Genomic DNA, 14,177 nt, shown 5'->3' on the forward strand with positions numbered 1-14,177 from the left:
CCGGAAAGTTTCCAAACGCAGCACGACTATACGGGCCTGCCTCGGGTTCTGGAAGAGCGGATCAGAAATTCAACGGTCCATCTGCTTCGTCCACAGCCATTTCCCGTCCGGATGTTGCTCGTCGACGGGATGGTTCAGGGTCATCGTTCGGCCGTCGTCCAGGAAATCAATCTGCCAGGAGTATTTCTCCTCCTCAAAATGACGCTGCAGACTGTTCCACGACAACCGGATGCTGGAAAGGCTGAGCGAACGCGGCAGTTCAAACAGTTCCCAGGCAACGACTTTTAACTTCCCGTCCACAATGTGCCAGCGTCCGGCGTACTGATTATTCGAAAGGGAGATGGTCCGATCTGCATGGAAACCGCGCGTGATCTCAGAAGTGCCATCACTCCATTCTCCCACCAGCTGTTGTTCCTCGGCTGTCAGGGGACGAGGTTCCTCACCGATAAAACAATACGCGCACACCGCCAGCAGGAGGCCTGCCAGACAAGCCAGTAAGACGCGTCTGCGTTTCAGTGGTAATGTTAACCTGCGCATCATAAAATCCCGGCTGTGTCCCGCTCTTGAACTCCTGAAGTGTTTTTAACTTCTCATCAAAATCGCCAGCACTACCAGTGCCAGCAGAAACAGAACGACATTAATCCCGAGCGTTGCGATGAAGAAATCGTTAGAGATGCGATTTCGATATTAGCGCACAATCAAGATCGTATTATCAATCATCACTGCAGGCAAACTCAAAAGTGTTACCCACAGACAAATCAAAGTCAGCCCCCAACCGCCACTGCCAAAAGGTTCCACACTGCTCATGACATAAGGAACCAGCAGTACGAAGAAGCACACTGTAGTAATCCACAAAGTGATCCGCCAGATTGACCACTTGACGTGCAGCATGCGACTTCCCGTTTTAAATGCCAGATTACTCAGTCAACAGCTTTTGAATTTCTGGTAAATCCAAACGTTTCGCGATATCGAGGGGCGTTTCATTGTTCTTATCGACAACAGATGTATCTGAACCGTGTTTAAGAAGAACTTCTACCGCACTGATATTCTCGGCTTCAACAGCCGTGTGCAGAGGAGTCTGGCCTCTTTTATTTTGAGTATCTATATTTGCCCCATGCTCAATCAGTTCGTTGATTAATCGAGCGTTTCCATTAGATGCAAAATGATTCAAAACAGAATTTTCGTAATACTTTGACTTTGTGTTAATATCGGCTCCTGATGCAAGTAAAAAGTCAAAGCACTCGACATCTCTGGTCCGTGCAAGACTGGAGTTGCCAACTACCCACATCAGCGGCGTTTTTCCGGTTTCATCATCGGGGCGATTCGGGTCAACACCTTTATTCAGGATGACTTGCAACAGGCGCTGATTAGATTGCATCGCTGCTGCATGTATGGGATAGATTCCACGACAGGGCTGATCTACCAGACCTTGATTGATCAGTCTCTCTGCATTCGAAACGTCATCGAACCTGATGGATTCATATAATGCGCAAGGACTCTGTCTCGCTTTCACGATCCGCAGGGACAGAAACAGTACCGGAAGCGAAAGCATAATCAGCAGAGCCAGAATTCTTAAGTGCTTCAACCAACGTGGGTGATTCATAGATCTTTTCTCTTGACCTCATTTTGTTATGAGTCACTGCCCGCCATCAATTTGTCTTAAAAATGATGCTATTCCTTAATTTAAACAGAACGAGGCAGGTCGGCCAGTACTTTTTTGTATTCGCTCCCTTTAATTCCGTAGCACCGACGGAATGAACAAGATTCGGATTGTTCACCAACACTTCATCTGTCATCTTGTACGAATAATGCATCAGCGTTTGGTGAAAGTTCATAGAAAGTGACCGCGATGAACGATGACAGCGACTTTTCTCATCCCATGCTCTCATTTTGCGAAGGTGCCAGTCAGACCGCAGTCCACTTTAAGGAACAACTGTCGTCTTTCGAACCGGGGAGCGTCGCGTGGAAAGAGTTTCTCAAAACGCATTGCGACAGCCAGAACCACGTTGTACAGATCACGGCGATTCAGGAGATCGGCAAAAGCGGGGATCCCGAGTGGCTCAATTTTCTGCAGGCACGGTTGCACGCAGAAACGGGGCCCTTTGAATGGACGCCACTCCTGTGTGCCATCGGTGAGCTGGGAGGATTTCGGTCTCGGGAAGATTACGCGCTCTATCTTGAATCGGAGGATGAGCATGTGCGTGTGATGTCGCTGATGATCCCATACTACCTGCCCCGTGAAGAGGCGCTCGTCATTCTCATCGATAAAATGAATCACGATCCCAGTCTTACTGTGCGCCAGACCGCTGCGAGAAGACTGGTGGATCTTGACTCTGATGCAGGCCTCCCGCTACTACTGGAAGAATTTCATCAGGAGGAACAGCAGTATTCTGAAAAAACAAGGCTCGCCTTTCTACTGACGGTATTACGTCATCCAAAGGGGTTCCAGTTTTTGCAGCAGCAGATCTCCATGAATCCCAGTTTATCCCGACAGGACCGCACGCTGCTTTTCTCTGCCGTCTGTGATCTGTTTTTACATGAGGGACTGGAACTGCCCCCCTGCGAGCGGCCGGCGGATTTACCGCTGGAGCTGATCTTTCAGCGGGCCACCGACTGGCTGGAAGCACAGCTTGCCGCGATTGCCGAGGAATAGACGTTAGAAATTCTACTGGCGGATTGACTGCTCACCATGAGAGACAACAACACTTTTTCTCAATACCGCAAGAATGATCAAGCAGGCTGTTTTTTCATCGGTTAAGATCGCGGCCCACCTGTTGAATCGAGAATAGAGGATCGTTGATGGCTCCCGTGCAGAAAGCTTTATGGTATGTGGAAAGTCATTCCCGTGACGGGCTCAGCCTGGAAGCGGTGGCACGCGCCAGTTGTGTCTCTCCTTATCATCTGACCCGTTCGTTCGCGGAAGTCTTCGGCATTTCTTTAATGCGTTACACACGCCAGCGTCGCCTTTCCGAAGCGGCGAAGCAGCTGGCGGCAGGAGCCCCCGACATTCTTTCTATCGCCTTCGATTACGGGTACGGATCGCACGAGGCATTCTCGCGTGCGTTTAAAAAAGAATTTGGTGTGACTCCCGAACGGGTACGCACTCTGGCTGACCTGTCTCAATTACAACTGAAGGAACCGATTGTCATGGACTCTACCCAACTGCCTCGGCTGAACCCGCCACGTGAAGAAACTCTGCCTGCACTCTCGTTTGCAGGGCTGGTCGAACGCTACGACTGCCAGTCATCTGCGGGAATCCCCAACCAGTGGCAGCGCGCTTCACCCCTGCTGGGAAGTATTTCCCCACTGGTGAGCCAGGACGCCTATGGGATCTGCTTCAACTTTGATGAAACCGATGGCAAGTTTGACTACATGGCCGGCGTGCCAGTCGAGCAGGGGACCACGCTACCCCAGGGCCTGGTGCGTTTCGATCTGCCAACACATAAGTATGCCGTCTTCCAACATGGCGGTCATATCTCGGAGATACGTTCGGTCATTGCAGCGATCTGGGCCGATGCCCTCTCTCAGGCGAATCAGGAACCCGTCAGTGGACCGGTTCTCGAAAAATACGGCCCCGAATTCGACCCGCAGACGGGCCGGGGAGGCTTTGAAATCTGGATTCCCGTGAAATAGTACTGAAGGAAGTGAAGATAAAGCGATACTCGCTGATCGCATCACGGATTTTGTTTATCCTGAGGAATAATCCCCGGCCCCAGTTTCGACTCCTTTCAAACGAAAGTGGTCAGCACTTTATTTGTGAAACGCTGACCACTTTTTAATTTCGTCGTCACTGCTTCAACAGAGATCAGGTGTCCTGTTTAATGTCATAACAGAAAAGCAGGTCCTGATCGCGGAGATAGAGTCGGCCGTTAGAGATCACGGGGCGTGCCCAGACCTTGCCGAGAATGCTCTGTTTTTCCGTGCGTTCCGGAATCGTGAAGCGGCCCGTTTCTTTGAATCCTTTCGGGGTGGCTTCAATGCAGACCAGTACGCCGTCGTCCTGCGTAAAACAGTAGAGGTGCCCAGCCGCGGCCATCACGGCACCCGCGGGAGCGGCGCGACCTTCCATCCAGACGCTCTCGCCGGTTTCCAGATCCTGGCAGACCCAGCGTCCGCGGGAAGTGGTTTTACCGGTCCAGCCGTAAATCTTGCCGTCGATCAGCACGACGCCGCCGTGGTGGTTGCTCATAGTCTTGTTTTTGTAGAGCACCTTGGCTGTGAACTGATCGCCGTCTTTCTGGACTTCGACGAGGCCGCAGCCGGCGTCGTAATCGCAGGTCGTATAGACCCGGTTCCCGGTCACGATGGGCGTGGGAATCACGGCGACTTCATTCACGGGAACTTCGGCCGTCCAGAGCAGTTTGCCATCAGAAGCGCGAACACTCGCCAGCTGTTTGGCGGTCAGCACGACGTATTGTTTCACCCCACCAAAGTCAGCGATCACGGTCGAGGAATAACTGCAGGGGTCGGTCAGTTCTTTGGATTGCCAGACCAGCTTGCCGGTCGCCGCTTCGAGGGCAACGACCGCGCCCTGCTCACCTCCGGGTGTGCAGATCACATGGTTACCGTCCACCAGGGGAGACTCACAATAGCCCCAGGTATTCTCCGGTTTGCCCCGCGCACCACTGAGCATGCTGCCGTAGGTTTCACGGAGATTCGCTTTCCAGAGCAGTTTGCCGGTTTTCTGATCCAGGGCGAACAGGTCGCCGTTCGCGCCGAGTCCAAACAGGCGGCCGTCGGCGATAGAGGGCGTACTCCGTGGACCGTGGCCCCATTTGGTCAGCATGATGCCTTCCTTGTAGTGGGCGACTTCCTGCTTCCAGAGCTGCTTGCCGCTGGGATCCAGTGCCAGCACAAATTCAGTGTAGTCGCCGTTCTCCTGTTTGTCGGCACCCAGCAGGTAGGCAATGTTATCAACCACAGCAGGAGCGGAGTAACCGATGCCGCAGTCCTTAAAGGACCACACGGGCTTGAAGTCTTCGGGGAAGGTGGAGCGGAGTCCGGTCTCGGCGGAAATGGAGTCGCGGTTCGGTCCCTGCCACTGCGGCCAGTCGGCGGCGTGCGTGGAGGTGGAGATGAGTAACAAGGTGGTCGTCAATAACGTGGCTGTCCACAAAGGACGTTTCAAACGTAGCATGATCTATTCGTTTCCTGGTCTTTCGCTGGTGGTATTGAGTCGCTTCTGAAGAGGAACGCTTAGCGTCAATTCTATGTAGAAGGCTGCGGGGTTTACAGGTACCGATTCATGAATTTTTGAGGCAACGATTTGTGGCTGATTTGAGAGTAGCAACGTCAGATCGATTGTTGCACAATAGACACATGCTTCATGGACGGCTTCTCCTTTCTCAGGATGTTCACAATTCTTTCTCCTCTCATGATTTTCCCATGACGAACGATGAATCAAGTAAATCGATTGCTGCTTTCAGTGTCGAGGTCGTTGCGCTTGTGACCCTCTGTCGTGATCTTTTCGATACGGAAACACTTTCCGGAGTACTTCATTATCTCAATCACAACGAACCGGAAATGGCACTGGAGGGACTACTCATCGAACTGTTTCGGGTGAATCGCTATCCGGAACCATTTGATGTTCAGCGTTGGAAGCGAGTAGTACAGTCAGCTGACTTCTCAGATGGCGGAGTTTTTGATGAAGCAATCCTTGATCATTTCGAACGTTGGATTGAAAGAGCGACATTATCTTGAACGATCGATTATTTTCTGAGAAATCCGCATACGACACCTTTTTTCTGTAAGTCAGCGTCCCCAGCGGGTACTAATACCTGTGGAAAGGGGTGTTCTCGTGCATGACCAATCACAGGAATCGCTGTTCATGGACTGGCTCGACGCGCATGGTGCGTCGGTCTGGAAAGTGGCACGCGCCTACACCCTGACCACGGAAGAGACTCAGGATCTCGCCCAGGAGATTCTGTTGCAGGCCTGGAAGTCACTACCGCAGTTCGAGCAGAAGTCGAGCCCGGCCACCTGGTTCTATCGCGTGGCATTACACACGGCGATGAACTGGCGCAGAAAGGAAGCACCGTGGCGGGTCCGACAGAAACCGTTGCTGGAAGTGCAGATGCTGAGCGCCGCAGAGGCCGACAGCGCCGCCACCGCACAGCAGCGTGATCTGGTCGAGCAGCTTTACAAAGCCATCCACCAGTTACCCAAAACCGATGCCGCCCTGGTGCTGCTTTACCTGGAAGAGTTGAGTTATCGCGAGATGGCCGACGTGCTGGGGATTTCTGAAAACTACGTTGGTGTGAAACTGAATCGGGCCAGGCAGGCATTGAACGAACTGATGAAAGGGGAAAGCGATGGCTCCTGATGAATTCCAGCAAGCCTGGCAGGCGCACTCCGCGCAGACGCGGGTGATCATTGATGCGGACCTGCTCCGTGAGGAAGTGCAGCGCGATCAGCGCCAATTCAACTCGATGATTTCCTATCGCGATTTCGGCGAAGTCGGGGTTGCGGTCGTCATGATCCCTGTCTGGTTCGTGATGGGCTTTATGCTGGATCTCCCCTGGACATGGTACCTGAGCGTGCCGGTGTTCCTGTGGATTGCCGGGTTCATGCTGCTGTACCGCAAACGTCATCAGCCAGAGCCCGATGAATCAGAAGGACCACTGCTGCAACAATATGTGCAGCGTTCCCTGGCTGAAGTGGAACAACAGATCTGGCTGCTCAGGAATATCCTCTGGTGGTACCTGCTGCCGCCCACGCTCTCCATTACGGCTTTCTTTGCGCAGGTCTCCTGGCAGTCGCGGGACTCGGGCTGGCTGTATGCCCTCATTTTTTTCGTCCTGCTGGAAGGCTTTGTACTGGCCCTGTATGGCGGGATTTATGTTTTGAATAAACGCGTCGTGCGCGAACAGCTCATCCCGCGGCGGGAAGAATTACAGAAACTGCGCGCCAGCCTTGAGCAGGAGACGACCGATGAAGGCGTGAACTCACAGATCGCACTGCCGAACCTTCCCTTTCCGGGGAAGATTCCGCCGGCTCCGTGTGCGTCGCCGGTTCAGTTGATTGTTGGCCTGGTGCTGTTCATCGCCCTCATGCTGGTTGTGTTCTTCATTATCTACCAGGCGAAGAACGGGGACTCTGGCAACGGTCAAGACTATCCGAAGCGCTCCCCCTTCGCGGCGGTCCGCTGGGAGGACTCGCAACCGGAGGTCAAAGTGGATGACCAATGGTTCAAACTGATCTCACTCAACGGCATTCCTGCAAAAGAGATCGTTGGCTTCAGCAAAGAGACTTACGGCGAGAAATGGCAGAAACGCTTTGAGGAAGACCTGGTGGAACTAATGACCCGCATGGGACATCCACCAGAAAAGACCGTGACGCTGGAAGTGCAGTCGTTAACTTCGTCAGAGAAACAGACCCTGAAAGAAGTCCGGATGACGTATGCCAACCGCGGCGCCATCCGAGCAGCAGCCCAGGCACGCGAAAGGGACGCCGCTGGTGAGTGAAACCACAGAGAACTTGAAAAGATTTAATAACCACGAAATTCGCGAAAGACACGAAAAAGAAAATACAGACTTGAGCCTGAAAGTAATTCGGGTCGAATGCGTTGAGAGGAAAACTAATGCTTACTGCTTAATGCAATACAGCTGACTGCCGGTTCTGAGAACCAGGTAGCCGTTCACAATCGCCGCGCCGTACAGAGTCGGTCGCGAGAACATGGCAACGCCCTGGCGGCGTTCTGCTGAGGTTTCCTCGGCGGTGGGAACGTTGTTGACCGGTGGATTGTCTTCGGTCCAGAGTTCATTCTCGGCGAGGACTTCGAATTCATTACCCGCTTTCAAAACGGTCGTCACGCCGTTCTTGCCGAAGAAGTAGACTCGGTCGCCGATCCCGACTGGCGTGGCCCAGCAGGACTCTTTAATCCGGCTGGTATAGACGGACTCTCCGTCTTTGGCATTCAGACAGTAAACCACGCCGACGCGGTTCACCCAGTAGGCATTCCCCTGGTAGACGATGGGCGTTCCCCAGGAGGGCGTCGGGCTGGCATTGGTCCACGCGAACTGGGGCTCCCAATCATCGCCCTGCTGTTTGACCACGAACAGACCGTTCGATTTTTTCGCCAGCTCGTTGTTATCTCCCTCCCGACCTGGTGAAGCGCCGATCAGGAATTCGCCGTTGCCGGCGGGAATCGGGCTGGTCTTGTTATTGCCGCCCACTTCGTCGTAGGTCCAAAGCTGTTTGCCCGTTTTCGGATCGTAGCCGTCGATGGAACCCGCAGAACTGCAGACCACCTGCTGTGCCTCGCCCACAGGGACGATCATCGGCGAACTCCAGCTGACGCGACTCTTTCGATCGGTCTTCCAGAGCTCGCTACCATCCGCTTTGCTGACCGCGGTGATGTAAGACGGACCTTCGTCGTCGATGAGTACTATCACACGATCCTGCCACTGCACGGGAGACGCGGACAGACCGAACTTGTTTTTGGGTGCTCCGTAACGTTTCGTCAGGGAGGCAGCCCACTTCAATTCGCCGGCATGCGAGAGGGCAACGATGTCGCCACTTTCGAAGTAAGCGTAGATGCCGTTCTCATCCAGTACGGGCGTCGGTGCGGCCCGGCTGATGTAGACGCTGTTCTTCTCGGGATACGTTGAAGGCTGAATGTGATCCCAAAGCTGTTTGCCGGACTTAAGCGAAAAACAGACGACGTGCAGCTGCTCCTTATTTGGCCCTGCGACCGAAGTGACATACACCTGGTCGCCCCAGATCACCGGGCTGGACTGTCCATAGCCGGGGATCCCTGCTTTCCAGGCGACATTCTGTTCCGCCGACCACTGCGTGGGAATGGTCTCCGCCTTGAGGGGAGAAGCACCCGCTCCCAGAAAACCGGGCCACTGTTCCTGCGCGGACAGACTGAGGGGAAATGACAATACAAACAAAACAAACAGCAGCGGTCTCATAGTCGTCGTCCTGAATTTCATGATAGCGGGTCTCGTCTCAAGGCAGACAAACATGTCAGACTAACTGATGTGGTCTGCGAATTATCAGCCATTATGTGCAGGCCGGTAGCATTGGCTCAAACGAGGCCAAGGTCATCTAAAGGGATTTACCAACACTGCACAAAGAAATACCGATCGAATCGGTGATTTTCGAGTCCGGAAACAGCCAGGCCACTCTCCGTCTCAGGGAATTGTAGACAGAAATCTGGAATTTCTTAACATTTTTACAAAAAAGCCTGCCAATCGCGGGAGAGACGATTGACGTCTCTGGGTTTTCTGCGATCATCAGCACTGCTTTATGAAAAAAGCGGCACCCACCAAAGTCACCCCGCGCTCCAGCTGGTTCATTTGAAACCAGCGTCAACTGATTTCCTGCCTTACCTGTAGATCTCTCCCGATCCAGCCTGACAGTGCGCCCATTGATGGTCACGCCAGGATACAGGAGCGCCCTGAGGAGCCATTCCGTGAACTTCAAAGTCCTGTTTGTACTATTGCTGACCGTCTTATCTGTGGCAGTAGTACCTGGTTTAAAAGGGGATGCACCGGTCATGAAAGTGGATCAGACGACCGGCGAAGTCTGGCGCGGTCGCTTTGATGCTCAGGGGAGACAGCATGGTTACTGTACCCGGCACGATCGCGATGGGAATCTGATTCAGGAAGATGAATTCCAGCATGGCACCTGCGTATTCCGTCGACGATTTGATACGGCTGGCAACCTGACCCTCGAACTCCGTGAGGGAGAAGACTATCACCTGGTTCAGATCTTTCCCCAGGATTAATTGTTGAAGTGGCGACAATGTCGCACACCACAAACAAAAAAACGATGCAGAGCAAACGGGCTGCTCTGCATCGTTGATTTTTTCGTCGAACCGTTCTCAGGGATTACTGCATCTTACGGCAGATGGCTTCTGCCATTTCCTGAGTACCGACGGCGGTCGGATCGTTACGGTCAGGCTTGAGGTCGTAAGTGACGTCTTTGCCTTCTTCGATGACATCGGCAACAGCCTGATCCAGTTTGGCGGCTGCTTCGTGCTCACCCAGGTAGTCCAGCATCATTTTACCGGAGAGAATCAGGGCGACCGGGTTAACCTTGTTCTGGCCTTTGTACTTCGGAGCAGAACCGTGGGTTGCTTCGAAGATGGCAGCTTCGGTACCGATGTTGGAACCGGGAGCGACGCCCAGACCACCGACCAGGCCGGCACAGAGGTCACTCAGAATGTCGCCGTACAAGTTGGAAGTAACGAGCACGTCGTACAGTTCGGGCTTCTGAACCAGCTGCATGCACATGTTGTCGATCAGACGCTCATTGTATTCAATGCTGCCGCCACAATCAGGAACGTTACCAGCCAGCTTAGCATCTGGTTCGACACCTTCTGCCAGGTCTTCCCATTCGAACTTCGCACCATAGGCTTTCGCGACAGCCCGGGTTTCATCGTACCACAGACCATCGGTGAACTTCATGATATTGGCTTTGCAGATCGAAGTGACTGCTTTGCGTTTGTTGTCGACGGCGTATTTGAACGCGTAGTTACAGATATCACGGGTTCCCTGGTAAGACATCGGCTTGATGCTGACGCCGGTTTCATCGGGAGGGGTGTTGATCTTCTTACCGGTCGCGTACTCGTTGATCGTCTTGATCAGGGCAGCCGTCTTTTCTTCTCCCGCCTGGAATTCAACGCCGGCGTAGAGGTCTTCGGTGTTTTCGCGAACGACGACCAGGTCGACGTTGGAATCAGCGAAGTAAGTCCGAACCCCTTTGTAGGTTTTACAGGGACGAATGCAGGCATACAGTCCAAGTTCCTGACGCAGGAAAACGTTGACGCTGCGGAAACCTTTTCCAATCGGTGTGGTGATTGGTGCCTTCAGGGCAATTTTGTTAGCCCGGATCGATTCCATGACCCGATCGGGAACACTGCCCTCGGCTTCAATGACTTCGATTCCACATTCCTGAACATCCCAGTCGATTTTGACTCCTGTCGCATCAACACATTTTCTGGTAGCCTCGGCGATTTCGGGACCAACACCATCGCCCGGGATTAATGTGACTTTATACATCGTTTCCTCTAATACTTCTGACAAAAAGGGAATGTGACCGGGATCTCAATTGCACCAATAACAAGGCGAAGGGCCTCATGACTCTTGAAACCAGAGGCCTGACTGGTTGATACTGATGAAATCATTCACAGATAAGCAGTGACCGTAGCAAATCAGATATCGCTTTTCAACTATACGAGAGAGCCGTCCCCCGGTTTTCAACTCAATCCGAGCACCCCGATGATCCAGCGTTTTCTTCATAATTACCTGCTTCGACACCAGAACCGCGCCAATCAGATCCTGCACCTGATCGGGGTGCCTCTCACATTCGGGGGACTCATTGGATTTGGCATCGCGGGAGAGTGGTATTATGCCTGGTCCGCGTTCGTAGCGGGGTATGTGCTGCAGTTTCTGGGGCATGCCATTGAGCAGAATGACGCCGGCGAACTCATTCTGGTCAAGAAATTACTGGGAATCCCCTACAGGGAGTTCGGTCCACAGACCCAATCTCAACAGAATTTTGACCAACCGTCAAAAAAGTCAAGTTGCAACGATTGAAGCGCCGATACCGAATGTAGTGATTTTATCGCTTGTGCTGTCTGCCTTGCGCTCCCGTGTGTTTGTAACCTGTGGGGCAGACTGTTTCAGGTGGTAGATTCTCCCTGAACGCTACTTCGATTATGAAATATAAGCTGTTTATTTAAAACACTTTACGACCATAATTGACGTTCATGTCTTTAAGGATGGATACATGAACCTACGCCGGAATTTACGCCTGATTCTCTGTGGATGCATGATGACCACTCAAATAATGGGTTGTCATGGTCTGGGAACCGATACCGATCTGCACTATCTGGGTGACAAAGAGCTTCAATACTATGAAGACGTCGCCACAAAGATTGAATATCCCGCAGTTTACGAAGAAACACCCGAGGAGATTACCTTCTCGGGCAAGCCGCGGACGCTGGTCGATCGCTCCCAGGACCAGATCTGGGACTTGCCTCTGATGGACGCCGTCCACCTGGGTCTCGCGAACAGTGAGGTGATTCGTGTTTCCGGCGCATTGGGAACGAACGGCAACTCGTTGCTGAATAATCCGGACGGAACACCTTCGATTTTCGACCCGGCAATCCAGGAGACCAACGTGCTGCTGGGTGGTGCCCGTGGTGTGGAAGCAGCGTTATCCGCCTTCGATACCACATTTACCGCAAATATGTTGTGGGGTCGTTCCGAACAGGTTCAAAACAGTCCCTTCTTTGGTGGCGTCCCGGGCGGAACTCTGATTCAGGAAACCGGTCAGTTTCAGTCCGGGCTCTCCAAGAACTTCGCCAACGGTGGTCAGTTTGCCATCAATCATAACTGGAATTACACCGGCAGTAATGCCTCCAGCCAGTTGTTCCCCTCGAACTATGCCGGGAACCTCGGGCTGTCATATCGTCAACCTATGCTGGCGGGAGCCGGGGTCGAATACACCCGCATCGCCGGTCCGATCGGAACCAGCTTCTCCGGGATTACCGGGGTGAGCCAGGGGGTCGTGATTGCCCGGATCAACAATGACCAGGCACTCGCTGACTTTGAACGCAACGTGCGAAACCTGATCTCTGATATTGAAGAAAGCTACTGGCAGCTGTACCTGGCTTACCGTCTGTACGATACACAGGTCGTCGCCCGTAACTCTGCCTTACGCAGCTGGCGTGAAGCACATGCCAAGCTGGAAGCCGGTGGTACACGTAACTTCAAGCCGGCTGATGAAGCCCAGGCCAAAGACCGTCTGTTTGAAACACAGGCACTCGTCCAGGCAACCCGCAGTGAGATCTATACTGCAGAAAGCCGTTTCCGTCGACTGGTCGGTCTGCCCGTTAATGATGGTAAAATCATCCGACCTATCGATGATCCCATCGCCGCAGAGTTCTCGCCGGACTGGAGCATGTGTCTCACCGAAGCTCTCGTTCACCGCGTTGAACTTCGCAAACAGAAATGGAATATCAAGAGTCTCGAACTGCAGGCCCTGGCGGCAACCAGCCTGACCAAACCCCGGTTCGACTTCGTTTCCAGTTACCAGGTGAACGGTTTCGGCGATCGTCTGCTGAGTCAGAAGAATACAGATGGTATCACAGGCCAGGGCCTGCACAGTGCCTATGGAACCATGATGGATAATGACCAGGACAGCTGGACCCTCGGTTGGGAATTCAGCATGCCCCTCGGTTTCCGTTCGGCACATGCTCAGGTCGAGAATCTCGAATTCCGGCTGTCGAAAGCCCGGGCGATTCTGCAGGCACAGGAAATGGATGTGAGCCAGGAGCTCGCGATCACCTTCCAGGACCTGACCAAAAACTATGCGACCGCACAGTCCAACTTCAACCGCTGGCGTGCGGCCCGCAGACGTGTGGAACTGTTCGACGCGGAAGTCCAGGCGGGTACCACCACTCTGGATACCCTGCTGCGTGCTCAGTCCAGTCTGGCACAGGCAGAAACCGAATACTACCGTTCGCTGGTGGCTTACAACATCGCGATCAAGAACCTCCACAAGTGGAAGGGAACCTTACTCAAACACAACAACATTCACCTGATGGAAGGCGAATGGAATCCGATCGCCTATCAGCAGGCACTGCGGAAAGCCTGGGCTCGTACCCACGGTATCGAAGCTCACAAACTGCAGCATAAGCCGGCTCCCTTCGTGGCCGATGGTTATGTGGGCGAAGTGGGCGTGATGCCTGCACCGGCTCAGGAAGGAACCTACTCTTCCGAGCAGGAAGGTATGACACCTGAATTCCAGCCTGTTCCGGAACCGGGCATGTCACCTGAATATGCACCACCGGTCACACCTCCTCCGCAGCCTGAGGCACGCATCCAGCTCAACGGGCAGGGCGGCAATAATCCGCTCGCCCCGACCTCGGTCGATCGGGCGGTGAAAGTGGCGCTGGAATCGGATCAACCCCAGAGTGATCTGTATGTGACACCCATTGGTGGAACCCTGGATCAGCTACCTGTTCCACAGGAAGAAATCCCGAGTTCGCAGGCAGAACTGCCGATTGCCAATCCGGAAGACAACCTCGATCTGGAATTTCGGTCTGCCGACAGTTTCTAACAGTAGAACTTTAAACGATTGAGCGGGTCGCATTATTCAGGTCATACCGCTTCCACCGACAAACAGGGAGGGCGTCCCTGTTTTTTATGGTCGTGTTTGAT

At 53.3% G+C, this 14,177-nt stretch carries 14 protein-coding genes; 8 read left to right on the top strand and 6 right to left on the bottom strand.

What is annotated here, in order from left to right; translation table 11 throughout:
• Positions 1-69 precede the first annotated feature (69 nt).
• The 3 genes from FYZ48_RS17190 to FYZ48_RS17200 all read right to left on the bottom strand — a co-directional run bounded on the left by FYZ48_RS17190 (position 70) and on the right by FYZ48_RS17200 (position 1,603).
• Positions 70-537 carry a hypothetical protein gene (locus FYZ48_RS17190; RefSeq protein ID WP_149342564.1) on the bottom strand — a complete coding sequence of 156 codons (468 nt, stop codon included), beginning with the start codon at positions 535-537 and terminating at the stop codon, positions 70-72.
• Positions 538-687: 150 nt separating this feature from the next.
• Positions 688-891, bottom strand: a complete 204-nt coding sequence (locus FYZ48_RS17195) for a hypothetical protein (protein ID WP_149342566.1) — start codon at positions 889-891, stop codon at positions 688-690.
• Between the two features lie 25 nt (positions 892-916).
• Positions 917-1,603 (bottom strand): ankyrin repeat domain-containing protein, encoded by a 687-nt coding sequence (locus tag FYZ48_RS17200; protein WP_149342568.1) that lies wholly within the window; start codon positions 1,601-1,603, stop codon positions 917-919.
• A gap of 246 nt (positions 1,604-1,849) precedes the next feature.
• Between FYZ48_RS17200 and FYZ48_RS17205 the strand changes: the two genes are divergently transcribed.
• Positions 1,850-2,653 (top strand): HEAT repeat domain-containing protein, encoded by an 804-nt coding sequence (locus FYZ48_RS17205; RefSeq protein ID WP_149342571.1) that lies wholly within the window; start codon positions 1,850-1,852, stop codon positions 2,651-2,653.
• Positions 2,654-2,799: 146 nt separating this feature from the next.
• Positions 2,800-3,633, top strand: coding sequence for an AraC family transcriptional regulator (locus FYZ48_RS17210; RefSeq protein ID WP_149342573.1), 834 nt, complete (start codon positions 2,800-2,802; stop codon positions 3,631-3,633).
• A gap of 172 nt (positions 3,634-3,805) precedes the next feature.
• On the opposite strand, the gene FYZ48_RS17215 is transcribed toward FYZ48_RS17210, so the two are convergent.
• A complete protein-coding gene (locus FYZ48_RS17215) occupies positions 3,806-5,137 on the bottom strand; it encodes a PQQ-binding-like beta-propeller repeat protein (RefSeq protein WP_149342575.1) in 1,332 nt (443 codons plus the stop codon).
• A gap of 248 nt (positions 5,138-5,385) precedes the next feature.
• On the opposite strand from FYZ48_RS17215, the gene FYZ48_RS17220 reads away from it, so the two are divergent.
• The 3 genes from FYZ48_RS17220 (at position 5,386) to FYZ48_RS17230 (ending at position 7,463) form a co-directional block, all read left to right on the top strand.
• The gene (locus tag FYZ48_RS17220) at positions 5,386-5,700 is read left to right on the top strand and encodes a hypothetical protein (RefSeq protein WP_149342577.1); all 315 of its coding nucleotides are present in this window, start codon (positions 5,386-5,388) and stop codon (positions 5,698-5,700) included.
• Positions 5,701-5,797: 97 nt separating this feature from the next.
• Positions 5,798-6,322 (top strand): RNA polymerase sigma factor, encoded by a 525-nt coding sequence (locus FYZ48_RS17225; RefSeq protein WP_149342580.1) that lies wholly within the window; start codon positions 5,798-5,800, stop codon positions 6,320-6,322.
• Entirely contained in the window at positions 6,312-7,463 is a 1,152-nt protein-coding gene (locus FYZ48_RS17230; protein ID WP_149342582.1) for a hypothetical protein, read from the top strand. The genes FYZ48_RS17225 and FYZ48_RS17230 overlap by 11 nt, the downstream gene beginning before the upstream one ends.
• A gap of 120 nt (positions 7,464-7,583) precedes the next feature.
• Here the strand turns inward: FYZ48_RS17230 and FYZ48_RS17235 are convergent, their stop codons facing one another.
• Entirely contained in the window at positions 7,584-8,915 is a 1,332-nt protein-coding gene (locus tag FYZ48_RS17235; RefSeq protein WP_149342584.1) for an outer membrane protein assembly factor BamB family protein, read from the bottom strand.
• A 503-nt stretch (positions 8,916-9,418) separates the two neighbouring features.
• Between FYZ48_RS17235 and FYZ48_RS17240 the strand changes: the two genes are divergently transcribed.
• Positions 9,419-9,733 carry a hypothetical protein gene (locus tag FYZ48_RS17240; RefSeq protein ID WP_149342586.1) on the top strand — a complete coding sequence of 105 codons (315 nt, stop codon included), beginning with the start codon at positions 9,419-9,421 and terminating at the stop codon, positions 9,731-9,733.
• 103 nt (positions 9,734-9,836) lie between these two features.
• Here the strand turns inward: FYZ48_RS17240 and FYZ48_RS17245 are convergent, their stop codons facing one another.
• Entirely contained in the window at positions 9,837-11,009 is a 1,173-nt protein-coding gene (locus FYZ48_RS17245; RefSeq protein ID WP_149342588.1) for an isocitrate/isopropylmalate dehydrogenase family protein, read from the bottom strand.
• 219 nt (positions 11,010-11,228) lie between these two features.
• Between FYZ48_RS17245 and FYZ48_RS17250 the strand changes: the two genes are divergently transcribed.
• Together FYZ48_RS17250 and FYZ48_RS17255 are read left to right on the top strand one after the other, a co-directional pair.
• Positions 11,229-11,546, top strand: coding sequence for a DUF962 domain-containing protein (locus FYZ48_RS17250; protein WP_149342590.1), 318 nt, complete (start codon positions 11,229-11,231; stop codon positions 11,544-11,546).
• A gap of 193 nt (positions 11,547-11,739) precedes the next feature.
• A complete protein-coding gene (locus tag FYZ48_RS17255; RefSeq protein ID WP_149342592.1) occupies positions 11,740-14,076 on the top strand; it encodes a TolC family protein in 2,337 nt (778 codons plus the stop codon).
• The last annotated feature ends 101 nt before the right edge of the window (positions 14,077-14,177 follow it).

Origin of the sequence: Gimesia chilikensis (genome assembly GCF_008329715.1) — a bacterium.
Classification (GTDB): domain Bacteria; phylum Planctomycetota; class Planctomycetia; order Planctomycetales; family Planctomycetaceae; genus Gimesia; species Gimesia chilikensis.